Source organism: Oceanobacillus piezotolerans (genome assembly GCF_003665065.1).
Lineage (GTDB): Bacteria > Bacillota > Bacilli > Bacillales > Amphibacillaceae > Oceanobacillus > Oceanobacillus piezotolerans.
In genome coordinates, this window is sequence record NZ_RCHR01000002.1 from 386,594 (window position 1) to 406,809 (window position 20,216).

Genomic DNA, 20,216 nt, shown 5'->3' on the forward strand with positions numbered 1-20,216 from the left:
TTACTTATTGCTATTTTTAAAAGAAATAGATTAAAAAACAGAGCTAAATAATGAATTAGCCCTGTTCCAATTTTGGTTATCATCGCCAATTATCTATTTAATAAGCTACCAACATAACGAAGCAGTTCATTTGCAGAAGTAGAATTGTATCCATATTCATCTATTAATCTAGCAATAACCTCGTTAACCTTCTTCAACTGTGACTCATCAGGTGTTTTAGATGAAGTTGTTATCTTCACAACATCCTTCAGATCTGCAAAAAGTTTCTTCTGTATCGCTTCTCTTAAACGCTCGTGAGAATTATAATCGAATCGCTTTCCTTTTCTCGCAAATGCAGACAATCGAATTAATATTTCTTCACGGAATGCCTTCTTCGCATTTTCTGAAATACCAATTTGCTCTTCAATCGAACGCATTAATTTTTCATCTGGATTCATTTCTTCGCCTGTCAATGGATCACGTAATTTATTTTTGTTGCAGTATGCTTCCACATTATCTAAATAATTATCCATAAGTGTCTTCGCAGATTCTTCATAAGAATATACAAAAGCTTTCTGTACTTCTTTCTTAGCAATATCATCGTACTCTTTACGAGCAATCGCGATATAATTCATAAACTTTTCTTTATCATCACTGGAAATCGATGGATGCTGGTCAAGCCCATCCTTTAAAGAGCGCAGTACATCAAGTGCATTAATCGAAGGTACTTCCTTACGAATAATGGTAGAAGAAATACGATTAATAACATAGCGCGGATCAATTCCATCCATGCCTTCATCCTGGTATTCCCGCTTCATTTCTTCTACGTCCACTTGATTGAAGCCTTCGACATCCTGCCCATCATATAACCTAAGTTTCTTCAGTAAATCCACACCTTGCTTCTTGGATTCCTTTAATCTAGTTAAAATCGAGAAAGTAGCCGCTACTTTGAAAGCATGCGGAGCAATATGAACATGTGCCATATCACTCGTGCGAATCATCTTTTCATAGATCCTTTCTTCTTCGCTAACACGTAAATTATATGGTATCGGCATGACAATGATACGGGAATGCAAGGCTTCATTTTTCTTATTCGAAATGAATGAACGATATTCTGCCTCATTCGTGTGAGCTACTATCAATTCATCTGCCGAAATTAAAGCGAACCTGCCTGCTTTAAAATTCCCTTCCTGCGTTAAAGATAATAAGTGCCATAGAAACTTCTCATCCGACTTCAAGATTTCCTGGAACTCCATCATCCCTCTGTTTGCTTTATTTAATTCTCCGTCAAACCGGTAGGCTCTCGGATCGGACTCTGACCCGTATTCGGCAATGGTTGAAAAATCAATGCTTCCTGTTAAATCTGCAATATCTTGTGATTTGGGATCTGACGGGCTAAACGTTCCAATCCCAACACGCTTATCCTCTGAGAAAAATATCCTTTCTACTAATACATCCTCAATTCGACTATCATATTCCTTTTCCAATCGCATCGTATTTAATGGGGATAAGCTTCCCTCAATGCGAATACCATATTCCTCATAAAATTCTTCCCTTAGGTGATGTGGAATAAGATGCAACGGGTCTTCATGCATTGGGCAGCCTTTAATTGCATATACTGCACCAGCATCTGTTCTTGAATATTGCTCTAATCCCCTTTTTAGTATACTTACTATCGTAGACTTCCCACCACTAACTGGACCCATTAATAAGAGAATTCGCTTTCTTACATCTAGACGCTTCGCTGCAGGGTGAAAATATTCTTCCACTAATTTTTCCAAAGCTTCCTCTAAACCAAAAATTTCATTCTCAAAGAACTTATATTTCTTTAATCCATTACTATTCTCGATCCCAGCATCTTTTATCATATTAAATACACGTGAATGTGCAGATTGCGCTACCTCTGGTCTTTCCTTAATAATATCCAAGTATTCCGCGAAAGTACCTTCCCACTTCAATCTCTCTTCTTCTTCTCGATAGCCCTTTACTTTACCAAGTATATCCATCTATATTCTCCCCTCCATGTAGATGTAGTCCCGTGGTTTATACATCATATGCACGTACATCTTGTCTCATTCACAGCAAGTTCTTACCCTTCTCCAGCTGCTGCATTTTTTTACAAGAATCGACAATCAGGGTATATTACCCGGGAAATATGTAATGAATTATCATACAATCTCTTCCAGGTAAATGACTGACACGAATTTCGATTCCTGTTATATTTATATGTATATGAGGTGATTCATTTTATGCAAAAAAATTATTACGCCGTTATAGATATTGGTTCAAATACCATGCGACTAGTCATCTATTCACAAATCAAAACTGGACGGTTACATGAAGTAGAAAACGTAAAATCAGTTGCTAGACTAAGGAATTACCTTGACGCAGGCAACGAATTAACAGAAGAAGGCATCCATAAGATGCTATCCACATTAAAGAGTTTTAAAGAAGTAATTGAAATCTATTCCCTATCCCAATTGTCTGTTGTAGCAACCGCAACGATTCGCCAAGCGACAAATAAAGAAGAGATAAAGAGAATCGTGCAAGAGAAATTGGGATGGGAAATGCGCATTCTTTCTGAAAAGGAAGAAGCCTATTATGGTTATTTATCTGTCGTTAACTCCACTTCTATAGCAGAGGGAATTACAGTAGATATCGGTGGAGGTAGTACGGAAGTAACATACTTTAAAGATCGAGTGATTAGACATTCCCATAGTTTCCCTTTCGGTGCCTTAACATTAAAGAGCTTTTTCACTGAATATCAGGGAGAGAAAGCAGTATCTAAGCTGCGTAAATTCCTGACAGAGCAATTTAATAGCTTAGACTGGTTAAAAGAGAGGCACGTAGCCTTAATTGGAATTGGTGGAAGTGCCCGTAACCTTGCACAGATTGACCAAAGCATGAAGGATTATCCGTTAGCGGGACTCCATCAGTATCAAATGAATAACAAAGATATTGCGCAAGTATTAAATCAGCTTTCGCCTCTATCCAAGGCTGAATTAGAGAAAGTGGATGGTTTATCGACAGATCGAGCAGATACCATTGTCCCTGCCATAACGGTTTTCCTAACCCTGTATGAAACCATCTCAGCTACCGGATTTATCTTAAGCAGGAAAGGGCTCCGTGATGGCGTCTTTTATGAAAAACTGACGCAAGACTTAGATAATCGACTTTATCCTAATGTATTGCAGGATAGTATTGAAGAACTTATGCATCAATACAATCTTGATGAAAAACATAATCAATATATGCAGTTTCTAACCAGAAAAGTATTTAACGGCTTTAAGGAAAAGGAACTAGGATCGCTTTCTGAAAGTGATTGGATGTTGTTGGAGCGTGCATGCTGTGTATATAATTTGGGAGAATATATTGATTCGGAATCAAGTGCACAGCATACCTTCTATCTGTTAGCGAATCGCACTATAGACGGTTTAATGCATATTGATCGTCTTAAGCTTGCATTACTCGCATCGTTTAAAAGTAAAAATATTTTTAAACAGTTTATACTTCCATATGAGGATTGGTTTTCAAAAGAAGAGAAAGACAAATTAAGTCTCCTTGGCGCCATTTTAAAATTTTCTTACTGTCTCGATGCAACCAAAAGACAGGTTGTAGTGGATTTGGATGTAGAAACGAAGGGTAAACAAATGGAAGTAACGATTTATTGTAATAAAGATTATAAGCCCGAGGAATACCAAGCTACCAAACAAAAGAAACATATTGAAAAAGCATTAAATAAAAATTTGGTTCTTCAATTTCAAGCAATAGATTAAACTGAATTAAATCTTTTAAACCTTGAATGATAATCGGTATATCTCTAATATAATAGTTAGAGAAAGAAAAGGGTGATGATAATTTGGAAAAAACGACAGAACAAATAAATCTAAACAATCCATCTTATTACAATAATCGAGAGCTGAGCTGGCTGGCATTTAACAAACGTGTTCTTGATGATGCATTTGACACAAGAAATCCGTTAATAGAACGCTTAAAGTTTGTTGCCATCGTATCCTCTAATCTAGATGAATTCTTTATGGTGCGTGTAGCTGGATTAAAGGATCAAGTGAAGGCTGGATTTAATAAGCCCGAAAACAAAGCTGGATTAACACCAAAACAGCAATTAAGAGCTATTGGAGAGTTAAACCATGAGAATGTCCGTCAACAATATGAAGGATATAAAAAACTGTTAGGGTTATTAAAAGAAGAAAATGTTTCTATTGTATCTATTGAAGATCTATCGAATGATCAAAAAACACAATTAGAGGATTATTTCGATGAACAAATTTTCCCAGTATTAACACCGCTGGCAATCGATGCTTACCATCCGTTTCCCTTGCTAATGAATAAATCAATTAACCTGATGGTTACTTTACAAGATACAGTGGATATTGACAGCAAAATTAAAACTGCCATTGTACAAGTCCCTGCTCTTCTTAAACGTTTTATTAAAATTGGAAAAGAAGACAAGTATGTCATGTTGGAAGATACGATTTCCTATTTTCTTCATAAACTATTTCACGGATATCATGTTAAATCAGTTAGCGAGTTTCGGATTACCAGAAATGCAGATATGACTATCCATGAGGAAGGTGCAAGAGACTTACTTAAGGAAATTGAAAAAGAGATAAAGAAAAGAAAATGGGGAGCTGCTGTTCGCCTAGAAGTCAGAGATGGGAAATATGACAAGAATACGATAAACTTTCTGCTTCATGTCTTGGAAATTCATAAGGATGACTTATATATCGTGGATGGTCCTCTGGATTTAACATTTTTATTTGGTTTTATAAATGAAGTAGAACCAAGATATGAGCATCTCATCTATCAAACATTAATTCCGCAGCATCCACAAGATATACATGAGCATGAAACTGTCTTTGAAGCTGCAGTAAAAAGGGATATTCTTTTGCATCACCCTTATGAATCTTTTGAGCCTGTTGTAGAGCTAGTAACAGAAGCCGCAAAGGACCCGGAAGTTTTAGCCATTAAACAGACACTCTATCGTGTGAGTGGAAACTCCCCCATTATCATGGGGCTAAAACAAGCTGCAGAAAACGGCAAGCAAGTCACTGTACTAGTTGAACTGAAAGCAAGATTTGATGAGGAAAGAAATGTTCAATGGGCGAAAGAGCTTGAAAAAGCAGGATGCCATGTAATTTACGGCATGAACTTTTTAAAAACACATAGTAAAATTACGCTCGTTGTTCGTAAACGTGGAGAAAAAATTGAACGATTCGTTCATTTAGGTACAGGAAATTATAATGATAAGACAGCAGAAATCTATACAGATATGGGAATCATCACAACGAAGCGTAAATTTGGCATAGATGCAACGAATTTCTTTAATTATTTAAGTGGATTTACAGAAAAACCCGAATTCAATCATATATCTATGGCCCCATTTGATATTCGAAGAGATTTCTTACGTTATATGGATGAGGAGATTCATTTCCATAAGAGATTCAGAAACGGTCGCATTATTGCTAAAATGAATTCCTTAACAGACAAGGAACTTATTATGAAGTTCTACGAAGCAAGCCAAGCTGGTGTACAAATTGACTTAATTGTTCGGGGTATTTGCTGCTTAAAACCTGGTATTGAAGGCGTAAGCGAGAACATTCGGGTACGCAGTATCGTAGGTCGTTTCCTTGAGCATAGCCGAATTTATTATTTCTACAGCAATGGTGATGAGCGCATTTTCCTTTCATCAGCCGACATGATGACACGAAATATGATTAAGCGTGTTGAGCTTTTATTCCCTGTTTATGAGAAGCATAATAAAAAACGAATTAAAGAGGTCCTCGACATCTCATTAGCAGATAATTTAAAAGCAAGAGAGCAAGCTAATGATGGCACATACCATTACGTACAGCCAAGACCTGGAGAAGAGCTGGTTGACAGTCAGATGACTTTATTTGATATGGCTTATAATGTGATGGAGGATGAAGAATAAATCAGACTTTTCCTGACGACATAGCAATTAAAAAACTTGCTTATAACTGCAGTTATAAGCAAGTTTTTTTAAATTAATGATGATGATGTCCACCTTTAGATGGGTTAGTAATGACAAATCCAGGTTCATCTACGTAAAAGTACTGAATCCAAACTCCATCTAAGAAGTCTTCACGTGAATCAAGAATAATATCGATGTCCTTATCTGTTTTCACGACTTCATCGTGCTCCCCAGGCGTATCCAAGTCAATGCCATAATGGGCATGGTCACCATGAACATGGGAAACATAAACGCGAATCATCTTACCTTCTGCTTCATCTGTTTCTAACATTTTCTTCAATTCTTTTGCTGCATTACGGTTCAATTTTACTTTCATTATTTAAAACTCCTTTGCATTATATAATCGGATCACGAATTCATTATTTCCAGTGTACGACTAACTATACCATTTATAGGAGCTGATGCTCAAGCAAGGAGACTCTTATTATACTTATCTACTTTAGCTACTATCTCATCCATAGAGTACGAATTTAGTTAAGATGATTAAAGAATTTAACCACCCTTCCTAAGGGTATCCTTTCTTAAAATGTCATTGAACTCTTTGTTAGAAATCTCTTTTCCATCCATAATATAATATTGCGTCTCTCCTCGCTGTACAATCCAAGCCATCAGAGAGTCTTCATCTATTTGTGCAACAACTAAGCTCCATTCTCCTTGATAATCCTCATTCAATGCTTGTACAGCTTCCTCCGTCAACTGACTGCTCGTTAATTCCGTTATATGCATGAGATGTACCCCTTGTCTATTTACGACATCAACATTCAACTTTTCAACTACTTCCGTAAAAGGTTCATTATCCTCTTTATAATCCTCGGAAAAGTACGATTCTACCAACTCTTTGTCCATTCCAAGAGCCGCTTGGTACATGTCAGTAACAATTCTGGCCGCAGTTGAATGGAAACAGCCACTTAAGAATAGAATCGAAATAATTCCACCTATTACCCCCATTTTTTTCATTATGGATACTCCTCGTATGATCGTACTTTATTTAGATTGTAAACTATCTTCGGATTATTTCAAATCCTGATCTCCACTCGGATATTGTAAGTTTCGAATTTGGACATTTGCCAAAGAAAAAAGCCTCATCACTAGGACGAGACCTTTCTAAGTTTAATAGATTTCAAAAGAAGCTAATATAATAGCAACTGGTATAACAGCCTTCTATGAAAGGTTCTCCACTACCATCGCGATTCCTTGGCCACCGCCGATGCATAGCGATGCAACACCATATTTATTGTTTCTGCGTTGTAATTCTTTTAGTAGCGTGTAAAGTACTCTAGTTCCACTAGCACCAATCGGATGGCCAAGTGCAATAGCTCCGCCATTGACGTTTACTTTATTACGTTCAAGGCCTAACTCTTTTTCTACAGCCAAGTATTGGGAAGCAAAGGCTTCATTAACTTCAAAAAGATCGATATCGTCAAGCGATAGATTTGCTTTTTGAACTGCCTGCTTAATCGCTGGTACTGGACCAATTCCCATATAAGCCGGATCGACACCAGCTATTCCCCAGGATACAATTCTGGCTAGTGGTTTTAGGTCGTTTTCTTGAACGAAAGATTCGTTAGCTACTACAACAGCACCTGCTCCATCATTAATTCCGCTTGCATTTCCACCTGTTACCGTCCCATCTTTCTTAAAGGATGGTTTTAGCTTTGCAAGTTTTTCTACAGTGGTTTCTGGACGAATGTGCTCATCTTCTTCAACCACAATAGTGCCTTTTCTAGATGATATCTCAACGGGAACAATCTCATCTTTAAAACGACCTTGGCTGCGTGCTTCTGCGGCTCGCATATGACTTAAGTAGGCGTATTCGTCTTGCTCTTCACGACTTATCCCGTATTTCTCAGCTAAATTTTCTGCTGTTATCCCCATTCCATTTCCAATATACTCATCTGTTAGCGCAGCCCAGAGCATATCATCCACTTGTGGCGTCTTTAATTTTGTACCAAAACGGCTTCCTCTTAGTGCATATGGTGACTGGCTCATATTTTCCACGCCACCGGCAATCGCTGCTTTGCCTTCTCCAAGCATAATCGATTGCGCTGCAGTAACAACTGCTTGTAGACCTGAACCACACAAACGATTTAATGTTAGTGAAGGGCTTTCGATTGGGACACCGGTTTCGAGCGCAATGTGGCGAGAAACATATGGTGCATTTTTGGCAGAGTGAATGACATTACCTAAAAAGGTAAAATCAATTTGCTCTGCACGTACCCCACTACGTTTTAAAGCTTCCTTATATACAGCCACACCTAAATCTAGTGGCTCTACATCTTTAAGACTTCCTCCAAATGTGCCAAAAGGTGTGCGTGCACCTTCAACTAGATAGACAGATTCCATGCTTCTCCACCTCAGTTATTCATAATATAGTATTAGCTTTCTAAAAGTCTATCAATCAAAATTTGATTACACAAGGCCAAACCATGTGTAAAGCGCGATAACAACAAATACTGCTAGTGTTTTAATAATGGTAATCACGAAAATGTCACCATATGACTGTCTATGCGTTAATCCTGTAACAGCGAGCAATGTAATAACAGCCCCGTTATGTGGAAGTGTATCCATACCACCTGATGCCATTGCGACAACACGGTGCATAACTTCAGGTGAAATACCCGCTGCAGCAATTGCTTGATTGTATTGATCTGCCATCGCACTCAAGGCAATTCCCATTCCTCCAGATGCAGACCCTGTAATACCTGCGAGTGTACTCGTCGTCACGGCCCCATTTACAAGTGGATTCGTGAATGTGCCTGAAATTCCATTACTAATTGCGGTAAACCCAGGTAGAGCGGAAATAACTCCCCCAAAACCATATTCTGAACCTGTATTCATAACGGCTAATAATGAACCGCCAATACTAGTATTTAGTCCTTCTTTAAGCTTTGACTTTACACGTTTAAAGTTATATGCAAGTGCGGTAATAATTCCGACAATCAATGCAATTTCTACTGCCCAGATAGAAGCAGTTTTTGCTACATCAATAGAATATTGCTCTAATCCAAGCGCGGCAAAATCAAATCCATTTGGATACCAACTTGGTATTGCTTTTGTTAAATAATTATTCATTACTGCAACAAGAATAAGAGGAACGAATGCTAAAATCTGTTTTAATACAGATTGATTCGATTGCATATCTGGAGTAGATTCTTCACTTTCTGCTGCTTCTGCTTTTTCAAGAGCAGCAGCTTCATCTCCAAACCCAAAATAGCCCTCACCTTTTTTCTTGGCTTGACTCTTTCTCCACTCTAAGTATACTAACCCAGCACCTAAGACAATAATACCACCGATTATTCCAAGCGTTGGAGCAGCATAAATGTTTGTCCCAAAGAAAGTGGTAGGAATAACGTTTTGAATTTGTGGTGTACCAGGTATGGCATCCATTGTGAACGTAAACGCACCAAGTGCAATCGTTGCAGGCATCAATCTCTTAGGAATATCTGCTTGGATAAACAATTGTTTCGCAAAAGGATAAATGGCAAAAACTGCTACAAATAAACTTACCCCACTATACGTTAAGATTGCACCTAGCAAGATAACCGTCAACATAGCCTGTTTAGCACCGATTAAACGAACAATTGTTTTAGCAATAGATTCTGCAATCCCGGACATTTCAACAACTTTCCCAAAAATGGCACCTAATAAGAAGACTGGGAAATAGTTCTTAATAAATTCTACCATCTTTTCCATGAATACACCGGAATAAAACGGCAGAACGTTGGCCGGCTCTATAAAGACAACAGCTAATAAGGCAGCTATCGGCGCGAATAAGATAACAGAATATCCGCGATATGCAGCAGTCATTAGCAGCGCTAGTGCTACTAAAATAATAATTAAATCCATTTACACTTCCCCCGACATTGAATATTTTAATTTTTATTGTGCTGTATATCCACCATCAAGAACGACGGCCTGACCTGTTACGCCTTTTGCTTTATCGCTTGCTAAGAATAAAGCATAGTCTGCAATTTCCTGTACATCTAATAAACGTTTTTGTGGAACTAAAGGATATAGAACTTCTTCTAGAACATTTTCTAAAGGTACGTTGCGATTTTTCGCTAAGTCTTCAAATTGTCCACGAACAAGTGGTGTATCCACATAACCTGGGCAAATTGCATTCACGGTAATCCCATGATCCGCTGCTTCTAATGCTGCAACTTTGGTTAAACCAATAATACCGTGTTTCGCACTATTGTATGCCGCTTTTCCTGCAAATCCAATTAAGCCATTAATCGATGCCATATTCAAAATACGGCCTGAACCTTGTTTTTTCATAATTGGCATTGCATGCTTGATTGCCATAAATGGGCCAATTAGCATTACTTTAATCATAAATTCATATTTCTCTGTTGGGAAGTCTTCAATCGATGCAACATGCTGCAGGCCAGCATTATTAAATAGCACATCTAATCTGCCGTATTTCTCTATAGTTGCATCAATGGCGTTTTTGATATCTTCCTCATTTGTAACGTCACATTTTACCCCTAAACAGTCATAGCCCTCTGCTGTTAAAATGCTGGTTGCTTCCTTTAACTTTTCTTCATTGACATCCGTAAATACAACCTTTGCCCCGTTCTTCGCAAACTCTACCCCTATCTGATGCCCAATCCCACTTGCAGCACCAGTTACAAAAACAACTTTGTTTTCCATGAAATATTCTTCCCCTTTTATATTCTACTTCTTTCTTATGTGTGATAGATTAATAAGCATCTAATTTTAAAGAATCACTAATAGTTAGATTGACACCAGTTGATTTTATGACGTCTTCTTTTGTGAATCCATTTGCAACCTCGACTAAAACCAATCCTTGATCTGTCACGTCAATCACTGCTCTTTCCGTAATAATACGGTCGACTACCTTTTCACCAGTCAGAGGCAGCGTGCATGTTTCAAGAATCTTCGGCTCGCCTTTCTTATTTACATGCTCCATCATAATAACAAGCTTTTTAGAGCCATGGACAATGTCCATTGCGCCGCCCATTCCTTTAATCATTTTGTTTGGAATCATCCAGTTGGCAAGGTCACCTGTTTCAGAAACCTCCATCGCACCTAGTATTGCTAAATCAAGGTGCCCACCTCGTACCATTCCAAATGATTCGGCACTATTAAAATAAGAAGCACCTGTTGCAGCTGTTACGGTCTCTTTTCCAGCATTGATTAAATCAGGATCAACTTCCTCTTTCGTTGGATAAGGCCCAATACCAAGAAGACCATTCTCTGAATGAAGGGTTACTTCTTTTCCATTTTCAATATAATTTGCGACCATTGTCGGCATCCCAATCCCCAAATTTACATAGGAACCGCTTTCAATTTCCCGCTCTGCCCTTCTTGCTATTCGTTCTCTCATTTTCGCTTTATCTAAAACATTGACCATGACGCTTTCCTCCCTTGTTATGCTTCTTGTTTTAGTTGATTTTCAAAAAGTCCGGTAAAAATGACACTTCGAAATTCTTCGTTGGCTTGCTTTTCCGGTACTCACGTATTAATTGCATACGTTCCGTTCCTCAAAGCTACGCCTCCTCGAGTTTCTTGGTCCTTTTTATCCTCCTTTTTGAACTTACGCTTTTAGCGTTAATTTTTCAATCCGCTTTTCCTGCTGCCCCGTAATCAATTCTTGTACATAGATGCCTGGCGTATGTATTGTAGCCGGATCTAGTTCCCCAACTTTTACAAGCTCTTCGACTTCAGCAATGGTAATTTTTCCTGCCGCTGCCATCATTGGGTTAAAGTTTTGTGCTGTTTTATTGTAAATCAGGTTTCCAGCCTTATCACCCTGCGCAGCGCGTATCAAGCTAAAATCAGCTTTCAATCCCGTTTGCAAGAGATAATCCTGTCCATCAAAATTGCGGACTTCTTTCCCTTCCGCAATTGGTGTTCCCACACCTGCTGGAGAATAAAACGCTGGGATTCCTGCCCCGCCCGCACGAATGCGTTCTGCTAATGTTCCTTGAGGAACAAGTTCTACTTCCAGTTCACCAGCTAGCACCTGACGCTCAAATTCTTTGTTTTCACCTACATAGGAACCTATCATTTTATCAATCTGCTTATTTTGTAATAGCAAACCAAGTCCCCAATCATCTACCCCACAGTTATTAGATATGACCGTTAAATGCTTCACACCAGAATCCGCTAAAGCGAGTATTAAGTTTTCTGGTATTCCAACAAGTCCAAAGCCCCCAACCATAATTGTGGAACCATCTTCAATTTGTGTTACAGCATCCTGAAAAGATGTATAAATTTTTTTCATGTTTGCCCACTCCCTTCAATACTATAATAGCAAAAATTATGCCAAGTTTTATTAAAAAATGATAAATTTTCGAAAAACTGCTAATTTCCTTATTAAAACAGTGTCTACCTAACTAGGGAAAATGTCATAATAAAAGAAAAGATAAACCTGTTTTTCCATATTTCTGGAATGAAGGAAGTAGTTCAACAGCTTCGAAATGTAATCCCTTTCCTAGGATTGTTTATTTCATCTATCATTCCATGTTTCCGGAATGCGCTTCCGGATTTACGGAACGATGATTCTATATTTTTTTATTTTTTCATATAAACTAGACTTTCCTAACTCTAATAGTTTAGCTGCTTCCTTTTTATCGCCATTTGTTCTCTTCAAAGCCTTTAGAATGGCTTCCTTTTCTGTTTTCTCCACCAATTCCTTTAGTGAACTCGTTTTATCACTTACCCCCACTTCATTGTGAAAATGGGCGGGGAGATCTTCCATCTCTATACAATTTCCATTTGTCATGTGAACCGCAAATTCAATTACATTTTCTAATTCACGAATATTCCCTGGCCAATCATATTCCATCAAACAATTTAAAACATCTTCTGCTATATCAATCACACGTTTGCCAACTCGAACGGAGATTTTATGCAAGAAGTATTTTGCCAGAACATGAATATCTTCCTGTCTTTCTCGTAATGCCGGTATATCCATTTGAATCACATTTATCCGGTAAAATAAGTCTTTGCGAAATTTATTCTCCTCAATCAGCTCTTCTAGAGGCTGATTTGTCGCTGCAATAATTCTTACATCCACTTTCAGTGTCTCCACCCCGCCGATTGGCTGCACTTCCCCTTCCTGTAAAACTCTTAGAATCTTAACCTGTGCATTAATCGGCATATCGCCAATCTCATCTAGAAATAATGTTCCTCCGTTTGCAAGTTGAAACTTGCCTGGCTTTCCGCCTTTTTTTGCACCAGTAAAAGCACCTTCTGCATAGCCAAAAAGCTCTGATTCTAGCAAATGCTCTGGAATTGATGCACAGTTTACTGTAATGAATGGCTGATTGCTGCGGTTACTTAAATGGTGAATACTATGTGCGAACTGCTCCTTCCCTGTTCCACTTTCCCCGCGAATGAGAACCGATACATCACCTGGTGCAACCTTTTTTACTTGTTCTTTTAAGTATTCTACCTCTTGTGACCGACCAATTATATCGTGTAAAAAGTAAGTTACCCCATGCTTTGCCTTCAACTGCTCCCGATAATGCTCTAATTGCAACAGCAATTCCTTAATATGGGCATTCATCTCCATCCATTCTTTTGTATCACGATAAAGAACAAACCCAACAGCACCAATGACTTCTCCCTCTATTCGAACGGGAATGCGGTTGGCAATCATATAATTACCCCTGATATATTGAAGAGAGGCGATTTCCTCTTTGCCTGTTTCTACAACAGTGTGCATTCTTGAATTTTCAATTACATCAGCAACATGTTTACCTAATGCATCTTCACGTTTGATATTTAAAAAGTCACAGTATGTCTTGCTCAAATAAGTCACTTTAGCGTCTTTATCTACTACAACAATACAGTAATAGGGATTCTCAACAATTGCTTCTAGCATTTCATCACGGTATGGCATATTTAATGTAAGCAATTATATACCTCCATTTTTAATAAGCTGAAACTCTACTATAAGTGGCTATACTTTCTTTGATGATTTTCTACGTAGAATGATTAAAGTTTCTACTCTTTTTACATTAACATAATACTCGGAACATTTATATAAGAGATAATAACTCAGTTAAACGAGGGTTCGTCATATTTAGCTTTTCACCTGCTGTTTACCTCTGCATTATTCTTTCAGCTATCGCATTTGCATCATCACTTACACCATAAATTAAAGCTGAGCTCCTCTTACTTTGCCAGCTTAATCCAAGAAAATAGAGACCCTCAACATTACTTACTCCGAATTGATGGATGGGTTTGCCTTCCTCATTTAATACTCCTTTTATATCAATCCAAGAATAATGATTTCGATACCCCGTGGCCCAAATGATTGACTTTACTTTTCGAGAAGGCGAATTCTGGAAGCTAGCTATCCCTTTCTTAACAGCCTTCACTCTACTAACAACTTCAACATGTTTTTTGACAGTTAGGAAATCGTCTCCGATAATTGGCTCTCTCTTTTGAATATACCTTCCTATCAATGAATCAGGCTTTGCTTTAGAGACTCCTAAAGTTTCATACCACCAAAATAAACTTTTCCCTGCAATTTTTTGTGGAAGTCTTTTAATACCTTTACTTTTTGAAAGAGTAACATAATGCGTGCGACTCAATTCAGCTGCAATCTGGATACCCGTATTTCCAGCTCCGATAACCAATACTTCCCCTTGAGGGATTTGGATTGAATTTTGATAATCTGAAGCATGAATCATAAATGGTACAGATCCGTCATGAATAGGTGGGATGAAAGGATCATAGAAAGCACCCGTAGCCACAACAACATGACAGGCAGTATAAGATTGATCTTGCGTGAATACCCGGAATGTCTGTTTATCTTCTTTTAATAGTTTTATTACTTTCTGATTGTAAACCACTGGTAAATCATTGGTGGATTTGAATTTTTGTAAATACGTAACAACTTCATCCTTATGAGGAAATCCCATAGGATCTCCTTCAAAAGTCATACTATGTAATTGACTATACATCCTGGGGGTAAACAATTTTAATGAATCGTAGCGTTTTTTCCAAGATGCCCCAGTTTCACTGTTCTCATCAAGAATGATAAAGCTTACATTATATCGCTTTAGTGCATAGCCCATTGCTAAACCGGCCTGGCCGCCCCCAATTATCACGACATCCATAGAAAAGTCTCCTTTATGTTTTAAATCTGTTATTTCAAGAAAGAAAACAACGCATTAAAAGTGCCATTCTCAAGCATGATATAAATCCCTAATCCTATAAAAATGAATGGTACCAACCACCGTTCGTATTTCTCTACTCTTTCCAATATGAACTTCATAGAAGCTAAGCGATAGCTGACATAGCATAAAACTCCAACCATCACGAAAAAGACGATAATAGCGAGCAGTATTTCAGTAGTATTTAATGCGGTAAAATAGGGGATGTAAATCGAAAAATCATCCGCACTGGATGCCAGTACGATGAAAGTAACTGTCACAAATAACTGATTATATCGATTGGAGGACGATTGAGATAGAATATTTCCTTCATCTTCCTCCTCTTCTCCTTTGATCCAAATTTTTACACCAAGGTATAGTGGCAATAGTCCTAATAATCCTATAACCCATTGCTGTGGAATTAAGCTAACAACCCCAAGGGAAACGAGTAAACTCCCCGTTATAATAATGGCAGTTCCTATATATTGGCCGAGCCAAATATGTTTTACTTGTTCTTTTTTTATTTGGGAAAACAAAAGAATTAATATAACAAGATAATCTATACCTGTCGCTGCATAAACCAGTGCAGCTGTTAACACCGTAATCATCATTTCATCACTCTTTCTTTCTGCGCCAATGTCAGCATCAATATCTCCTTGACATGTTCATCCTGTAATGAATAGAAGGCGAGTTTCCCTTCTTTTCTAAAATTAACCATTCCTTGCTTATGCAGCGTTCGTAAATGGTGGGAAGTGTTCGCTATAGAAACACCTATAATACTTGCTATATCACAAACACAAAGCTCTTCATCCTGGCACAAAGCATAGATAATTTTCGCTCTGTTTTCGCTAGCCATCACTTTAAATATTTGTGTCATACTAGCAATATCTATGGATTGGATACCCCTTTGTATCCGTTCAACCTTTTCTTCGTCATAACAAAAAATTTCACAAGTAGCATTGTTATTCATCTTCTTGCCTCCTATTCATTCAAATTTGTACTTGAATATAATATATCTATTATTCATTTCTTATTCAAGTATATATTTGAATAAAGATAAGAAGAGTGGTTGATACCTTATTTAATTGAATATTATTAAAGCGCAATAGGGTTGTATGATTTAATTAGAATTGAAGGGCCGATAGCTATTATAGTTTAGAAAAAGGTAACTAATCGAGGGATGAATGTTTGAATACAACCATAAAATGAAGGGAAAGGTCACTCATCGAAGGGATGAACGCCCGTATACTGCTTATAATCCAGAGAATGGTCACTCATTGTGGTTATGAATGCCTGAATACTGGTGAAAATCGAACGAATGGTAGTTCATCGAAGGGATGAGTGCCCGAATGGGGCTGCGAATCATACGAATGGTCGCTTATATATGTTTGCACTAGAAAAATCATAAATATCAAAGGCCCCACACTTTTGTGGCGCCTTTGATATTTAATATTCCAATACTTAATTTACTTTTTTCGCACCATCCCAATACATCTCACGCAAACGGAATTTCTGCAGTTTTCCAGTAGCCGTTTTTGGCAAGTCTTCTACAAACGCAACTGATTTCGGTGCTTTGAAATGGGCCATATTGTCTCGGCAATAAGAGATTATTTCTTGCTCAGTCACCATTGCATCAGGCTTCAATACAATAATCGCTTTTGGAACCTCGCCCCATTTTTCATCTGGAATAGCAATAACAGCAACCTCTAAAACATCAGGATGCTTGTACAGCACGCCTTCCACTTCAGTGGAGGATATATTTTCCCCGCCAGAGATAATTAAATCTTTTGCACGATCACGAATTTCTATATAGCCATCCGGATATGTTACCGCTAAGTCACCTGTATGGAACCAGCCATCCTTCAGTGCTTCTTCTGTCCTTTCGGGATCCTTATAATATCCCTTCATTACTACATTTCCACGTGTCACAATTTCCCCCAGTTCTTTTCCGTCCCACTCTACCTCTTTGCCATCTGGGCGAACCACCTTGGTTTCTCCATTAAAAGCAAGTTCAATTCCCTGTCTCGCCTTAATGGTTGCTTGTTCGTCAGCTGTTTTCGCATCAAATTCATTCTTCCACTCGCAGTATAAAATAAATGGTGCGGTTTCTGTTAATCCGTAAACGTGAATCATGTTTAGGCCTAGAAGGTCCTGCGCTTTTTGAATTAAGGCTGCTGCCGGTGGAGAGCCTGCCGTTCCCATTCTTGGATTGGTTGTTATGATCGCTTCTTTTGAGTAAGGATGATTGACAAGCATGTTTACTACAGTTGGTGCCCCACAGAGTAAAGTAATGCCATGCTGTTCAAATAAATCAAAAATCACAGGTGGGTCAACTTTTCGCAGACAGACATGGGTAGCTCCCGCTGCTGTTATGGCCCACACTCCTCCCCAGCCATTTGCATGAAACATTGGCAAAGTATGGAGATACACATCATCGTGCTTTACTCCTAAATGATACATAAAATCAGCGGCATTCAAGTAATTACCTCGATGGGTAAGCATCACGCCTTTAGGCCTTGACGTTGTCCCGCTTGTGTAGTTAATGGTAAGCAGTTGATTTTCATCAAGGCTCACTTCAGGTAGCGTTGTGTCTGTTACTGTATCAATAAAATTTTCAAATTCAATTGCTTCTAGTGTAGATTGCTGTCCTCTTACTTTTACTAAAACAATTTGCTCAAGTGACAAATTGTCCACAATTTCCTCGATAGACCCGGCAAACTCCTCATCAACAATGAGCATTTTCGCATCACTATGGTTGATAATATATTCCATATCAGACGCGGAAATTCGGTAGTTAAGCGGAACCATCACTGCACCTAACTGACAAATACCGTAGAAAGACTCCAGCATATAATGGGTATTCGGAAGCATCACAGCGACATGATCTCCTTGTCGAACCCCAGCATCATGAAGGGCAACGGATAATTTATCCGCCCTTTCTGCAAATTCCTTATACGTGAACTCCTTTTCCTCATCAATCACAGCTATTTTATTTGGATAGTATTTGACTGCACGACGTTTCCAGTCTAGTGGAGTTAATGGTGTTATCATTGCTTTATCTCCTCCCGAGTAATTTATTAGTAAACTTTTGATTAAATTCTAAGAGCTCCTTTAATGCCCTAGAAATTCAGGTTTTCTTTTTTCGATAAATGCAGCTCTGCCTTCTTTGAAATCACGTGATTGGAAGGTGAGCGCCTGCCCATAAGCCTCAAGTTGCAGAGCATCCTCAATCGACATGTATGGCGCTTGGTGCATGATTCGTTTTGCAATTCCTAATGTTTTCGTTGGCCCCTTGGCTAAGGAGGTCGCTAGCTCTTTTGCCTTTTCGATAGCTAGTCCAGCTACTGTTACCTGATTAATCAGACCATACTCCTTCGCTTCTTTCGCAGTTAACTTTTTGCCTGTAAAAATCAGTTCACTGGCGATATGCATGCCAACTTTTTGCGGCAGAAAATAAAGACCACCAAAATCTGGAATTGCACCAACCTGACAGAAAATTTCAGAGAAGAGTGCTGTCTCATCAGCAATTACGATGTCACAGGCGAAAGCAATATTACAGCCTGCTCCAACTGCTGCACCATGAACAGCACCGATTACTGGTTTTTCCATTTGATAGAGTCCTAGGACGGCTTCGTGACCTACTTGAAGAAACTCCCTTACCTCAGTTGGATTATCAATATCAATACCAAAATCCTTTAAATCTCCACCTGCACAAAATCCTTTGCCATTCCCGTAGACTAGAACGGCGCGAACCTCAGGATTCGTTTTTGCTTCTCTTACAGCAAGGGACAAATCTAATGCTAGATCTTTGTTTAAAGCATTCAGTTTTTCCGGGCGATTAAGAACAATTTCAAAAACACCATCTTGAAATTTCGTTTGAACGGTTGACATAGTTTGCCTCCTCCTACATTTTTGAGAGCAGTTCTTGGGTATGCTCCCCTAATCTTGGGGCTTGTCCTCTAATATTTCCTGGGGTGTCTGATAATTTAATCGGGATTCCGATGTGACTTAGTTGTAAGTCGTTGCTAGTTCTAATCATTTGTCTCGCAATCACTTGTGGATGTTCGATCATTTCCTCATAGGTAAGAACTGGGGTAACACAGGCTTCTACTTCTGAAAAAATATCCACCCATCCAGCAAGTGTTTTTTCTAGGATAATCGTTTGAATTTCGTATTTCATGCGGTATTGTTCGTTGAGTGGTGCCTCTAGTTGGTGAGTTAGATCTTCTCGTCCTATCGTTTTACAAAATGCATTCCAGAACTTCGGTTCAAGCGCGCCAACAGAAAGATAGCGTTTATCCTTTGTTTCATAGACAGCGTAACAGGCCCGGCCTCCATCTAATAGTTGCTCACCACGGCTAGGAGTTTGATTGGTAGATAAGTAGTTTGGCAGTGTGGCTTGTAACCAGGAAATAACGCCATCCATCATGGAAATATCGACTAGTTGCCCTTTTCCAGAATGATTTCGTGCTATTAATGCAAGTAAGATGCCAATTGTTGCTGGAAGGGCGCCGCCGCCTATATCAGCAATTTGTGTGGTTGGAATGATTGGTTGGCTGTTCCTTTCTCCCATTAAGTTCAGCAAACCGGCTAGACTTATAAAATTGATATCATGACCAGGCTGCTCTGCATAGGGACCAGTTTGTCCAAACCCCGTGATTGCACAATAAACCAGTCGCGGATTAAGGGCCCTTAGTATTTCATAATCCAGCCCCAGCTTTTCCATAACTCCTGGTCGGAATGATTCTACGAGAACATCTGCCTGTTCTACCAGCTTGAGAAACGCTTCTTTATCCTGATCATCTTTCAAGTCTAAGGTAATACTCTTTTTCCCACGATTAAGCGAATGGAAAAATGCGCTATTCTCATCTACCTTTGGCTGGTAGTCTCGAAGATAATCTCCTCCGTTTGGATGTTCTATTTTAATCACTTCTGCTCCAAAGTCAGCTAAGATCATAGTGCAGTATGGCCCTGGAAGGAGGCGGGTTAGGTCCAGAACTCGAGTGGATGTAAGTGGCATTGTGTTTCCTCCTTAAAATGAAATGGAGTTTCATTAAAGAACGTTGTGAAACAATTTAGTTTTATGTAAT

Annotated in this window: 17 protein-coding genes; 2 read left to right on the plus strand and 15 right to left on the minus strand. The window is 38.6% G+C overall.

The window, feature by feature from the left end:
* Nucleotides 1-89 precede the first annotated feature (89 nt).
* The gene (locus D8M04_RS06240; RefSeq protein WP_121522048.1) at nt 90-1,985 is read right to left on the minus strand and encodes a PrkA family serine protein kinase; all 1,896 of its coding nucleotides are present in this window, start codon (nt 1,983-1,985) and stop codon (nt 90-92) included.
* A 243-nt stretch (nt 1,986-2,228) separates the two neighbouring features.
* Between D8M04_RS06240 and D8M04_RS06245 the strand changes: the two genes are divergently transcribed.
* Together D8M04_RS06245 and D8M04_RS06250 are read left to right on the plus strand one after the other, a co-directional pair.
* Nucleotides 2,229-3,755 carry a Ppx/GppA phosphatase family protein gene (locus D8M04_RS06245; RefSeq protein WP_121522049.1) on the plus strand — a complete coding sequence of 509 codons (1,527 nt, stop codon included), beginning with the start codon at nt 2,229-2,231 and terminating at the stop codon, nt 3,753-3,755.
* 83 nt (nt 3,756-3,838) lie between these two features.
* Nucleotides 3,839-5,932 carry an RNA degradosome polyphosphate kinase gene (locus tag D8M04_RS06250; RefSeq protein WP_121522050.1) on the plus strand — a complete coding sequence of 698 codons (2,094 nt, stop codon included), beginning with the start codon at nt 3,839-3,841 and terminating at the stop codon, nt 5,930-5,932.
* Nucleotides 5,933-6,005: 73 nt separating this feature from the next.
* On the opposite strand, the gene D8M04_RS06255 is transcribed toward D8M04_RS06250, so the two are convergent.
* From D8M04_RS06255 to D8M04_RS06320, 14 genes are all read right to left on the minus strand, one after another.
* Nucleotides 6,006-6,308 (minus strand): iron-sulfur cluster assembly accessory protein, encoded by a 303-nt coding sequence (locus tag D8M04_RS06255; RefSeq protein ID WP_121522051.1) that lies wholly within the window; start codon nt 6,306-6,308, stop codon nt 6,006-6,008.
* A 176-nt stretch (nt 6,309-6,484) separates the two neighbouring features.
* Nucleotides 6,485-6,949, minus strand: a complete 465-nt coding sequence (locus tag D8M04_RS06260; protein ID WP_121522052.1) for a hypothetical protein — start codon at nt 6,947-6,949, stop codon at nt 6,485-6,487.
* 204 nt (nt 6,950-7,153) lie between these two features.
* A complete protein-coding gene (locus tag D8M04_RS06265) occupies nt 7,154-8,335 on the minus strand; it encodes a thiolase family protein (RefSeq protein WP_121522053.1) in 1,182 nt (393 codons plus the stop codon).
* 66 nt (nt 8,336-8,401) lie between these two features.
* Nucleotides 8,402-9,838, minus strand: a complete 1,437-nt coding sequence (locus D8M04_RS06270; protein WP_121522054.1) for a GntP family permease — start codon at nt 9,836-9,838, stop codon at nt 8,402-8,404.
* Nucleotides 9,839-9,871: 33 nt separating this feature from the next.
* Nucleotides 9,872-10,645, minus strand: a complete 774-nt coding sequence (locus D8M04_RS06275) for a 3-hydroxybutyrate dehydrogenase (RefSeq protein ID WP_121522055.1) — start codon at nt 10,643-10,645, stop codon at nt 9,872-9,874.
* Nucleotides 10,646-10,694: 49 nt separating this feature from the next.
* Nucleotides 10,695-11,369, minus strand: a complete 675-nt coding sequence (locus tag D8M04_RS06280; protein ID WP_121522056.1) for a 3-oxoacid CoA-transferase subunit B — start codon at nt 11,367-11,369, stop codon at nt 10,695-10,697.
* Nucleotides 11,370-11,552: 183 nt separating this feature from the next.
* Complete coding sequence (locus D8M04_RS06285; protein ID WP_121522057.1) at nt 11,553-12,242, minus strand: CoA transferase subunit A; 690 nt, start codon at nt 12,240-12,242, stop codon at nt 11,553-11,555.
* 264 nt (nt 12,243-12,506) lie between these two features.
* Nucleotides 12,507-13,880, minus strand: coding sequence for a sigma-54 interaction domain-containing protein (locus tag D8M04_RS06290; protein WP_425464000.1), 1,374 nt, complete (start codon nt 13,878-13,880; stop codon nt 12,507-12,509).
* Between the two features lie 187 nt (nt 13,881-14,067).
* A complete protein-coding gene (locus tag D8M04_RS06295) occupies nt 14,068-15,090 on the minus strand; it encodes a flavin-containing monooxygenase (protein ID WP_121522058.1) in 1,023 nt (340 codons plus the stop codon).
* A gap of 29 nt (nt 15,091-15,119) precedes the next feature.
* A complete protein-coding gene (locus D8M04_RS06300; RefSeq protein WP_121522059.1) occupies nt 15,120-15,737 on the minus strand; it encodes a CadD family cadmium resistance transporter in 618 nt (205 codons plus the stop codon).
* Nucleotides 15,734-16,096: an ArsR/SmtB family transcription factor gene (locus D8M04_RS06305; protein WP_121522060.1), complete on the minus strand. Its 363-nt coding sequence runs from the start codon at nt 16,094-16,096 to the stop codon at nt 15,734-15,736. Before D8M04_RS06305 ends, D8M04_RS06300 begins: the two co-directional genes overlap by 4 nt.
* A 491-nt stretch (nt 16,097-16,587) precedes the next feature.
* Nucleotides 16,588-18,177, minus strand: a complete 1,590-nt coding sequence (locus D8M04_RS06310) for a long-chain-fatty-acid--CoA ligase (RefSeq protein ID WP_121522061.1) — start codon at nt 18,175-18,177, stop codon at nt 16,588-16,590.
* A gap of 60 nt (nt 18,178-18,237) precedes the next feature.
* Entirely contained in the window at nt 18,238-19,017 is a 780-nt protein-coding gene (locus D8M04_RS06315) for an enoyl-CoA hydratase/isomerase family protein (RefSeq protein WP_121522062.1), read from the minus strand.
* A gap of 13 nt (nt 19,018-19,030) precedes the next feature.
* Nucleotides 19,031-20,146 (minus strand): CaiB/BaiF CoA transferase family protein, encoded by a 1,116-nt coding sequence (locus D8M04_RS06320; RefSeq protein WP_121522063.1) that lies wholly within the window; start codon nt 20,144-20,146, stop codon nt 19,031-19,033.
* Nucleotides 20,147-20,216 lie beyond the last annotated feature (70 nt).

What these genes read in the sequence shown, in the direction of transcription:
- D8M04_RS06320 (WP_121522063.1), bottom strand. Translation starts at nt 20,146, where the DNA reads ATGCCACTTACATCCACTCGAGTTCTGGACCTAACCCGCCTCCTTCCA.
- D8M04_RS06275 (WP_121522055.1), bottom strand. Translation starts at nt 10,645, where the DNA reads ATGGAAAACAAAGTTGTTTTTGTAACTGGTGCTGCAAGTGGGATTGGG.
- D8M04_RS06300 (WP_121522059.1), bottom strand. Translation starts at nt 15,737, where the DNA reads ATGATGATTACGGTGTTAACAGCTGCACTGGTTTATGCAGCGACAGGT.
- D8M04_RS06255 (WP_121522051.1), bottom strand. Translation starts at nt 6,308, where the DNA reads ATGAAAGTAAAATTGAACCGTAATGCAGCAAAAGAATTGAAGAAAATG.
- D8M04_RS06265 (WP_121522053.1), bottom strand. Translation starts at nt 8,335, where the DNA reads ATGGAATCTGTCTATCTAGTTGAAGGTGCACGCACACCTTTTGGCACA.
- D8M04_RS06260 (WP_121522052.1), bottom strand. Translation starts at nt 6,949, where the DNA reads ATGAAAAAAATGGGGGTAATAGGTGGAATTATTTCGATTCTATTCTTA.
- D8M04_RS06310 (WP_121522061.1), bottom strand. Translation starts at nt 18,177, where the DNA reads ATGATAACACCATTAACTCCACTAGACTGGAAACGTCGTGCAGTCAAA.
- D8M04_RS06305 (WP_121522060.1), bottom strand. Translation starts at nt 16,096, where the DNA reads ATGAATAACAATGCTACTTGTGAAATTTTTTGTTATGACGAAGAAAAG.
- D8M04_RS06280 (WP_121522056.1), bottom strand. Translation starts at nt 11,369, where the DNA reads ATGGTCAATGTTTTAGATAAAGCGAAAATGAGAGAACGAATAGCAAGA.
- D8M04_RS06240 (WP_121522048.1), bottom strand. Translation starts at nt 1,985, where the DNA reads ATGGATATACTTGGTAAAGTAAAGGGCTATCGAGAAGAAGAAGAGAGA.
- D8M04_RS06270 (WP_121522054.1), bottom strand. Translation starts at nt 9,838, where the DNA reads ATGGATTTAATTATTATTTTAGTAGCACTAGCGCTGCTAATGACTGCT.
- D8M04_RS06315 (WP_121522062.1), bottom strand. Translation starts at nt 19,017, where the DNA reads ATGTCAACCGTTCAAACGAAATTTCAAGATGGTGTTTTTGAAATTGTT.
- D8M04_RS06285 (WP_121522057.1), bottom strand. Translation starts at nt 12,242, where the DNA reads ATGAAAAAAATTTATACATCTTTTCAGGATGCTGTAACACAAATTGAA.
- D8M04_RS06295 (WP_121522058.1), bottom strand. Translation starts at nt 15,090, where the DNA reads ATGGATGTCGTGATAATTGGGGGCGGCCAGGCCGGTTTAGCAATGGGC.
- D8M04_RS06245 (WP_121522049.1), top strand. Translation starts at nt 2,229, where the DNA reads ATGCAAAAAAATTATTACGCCGTTATAGATATTGGTTCAAATACCATG.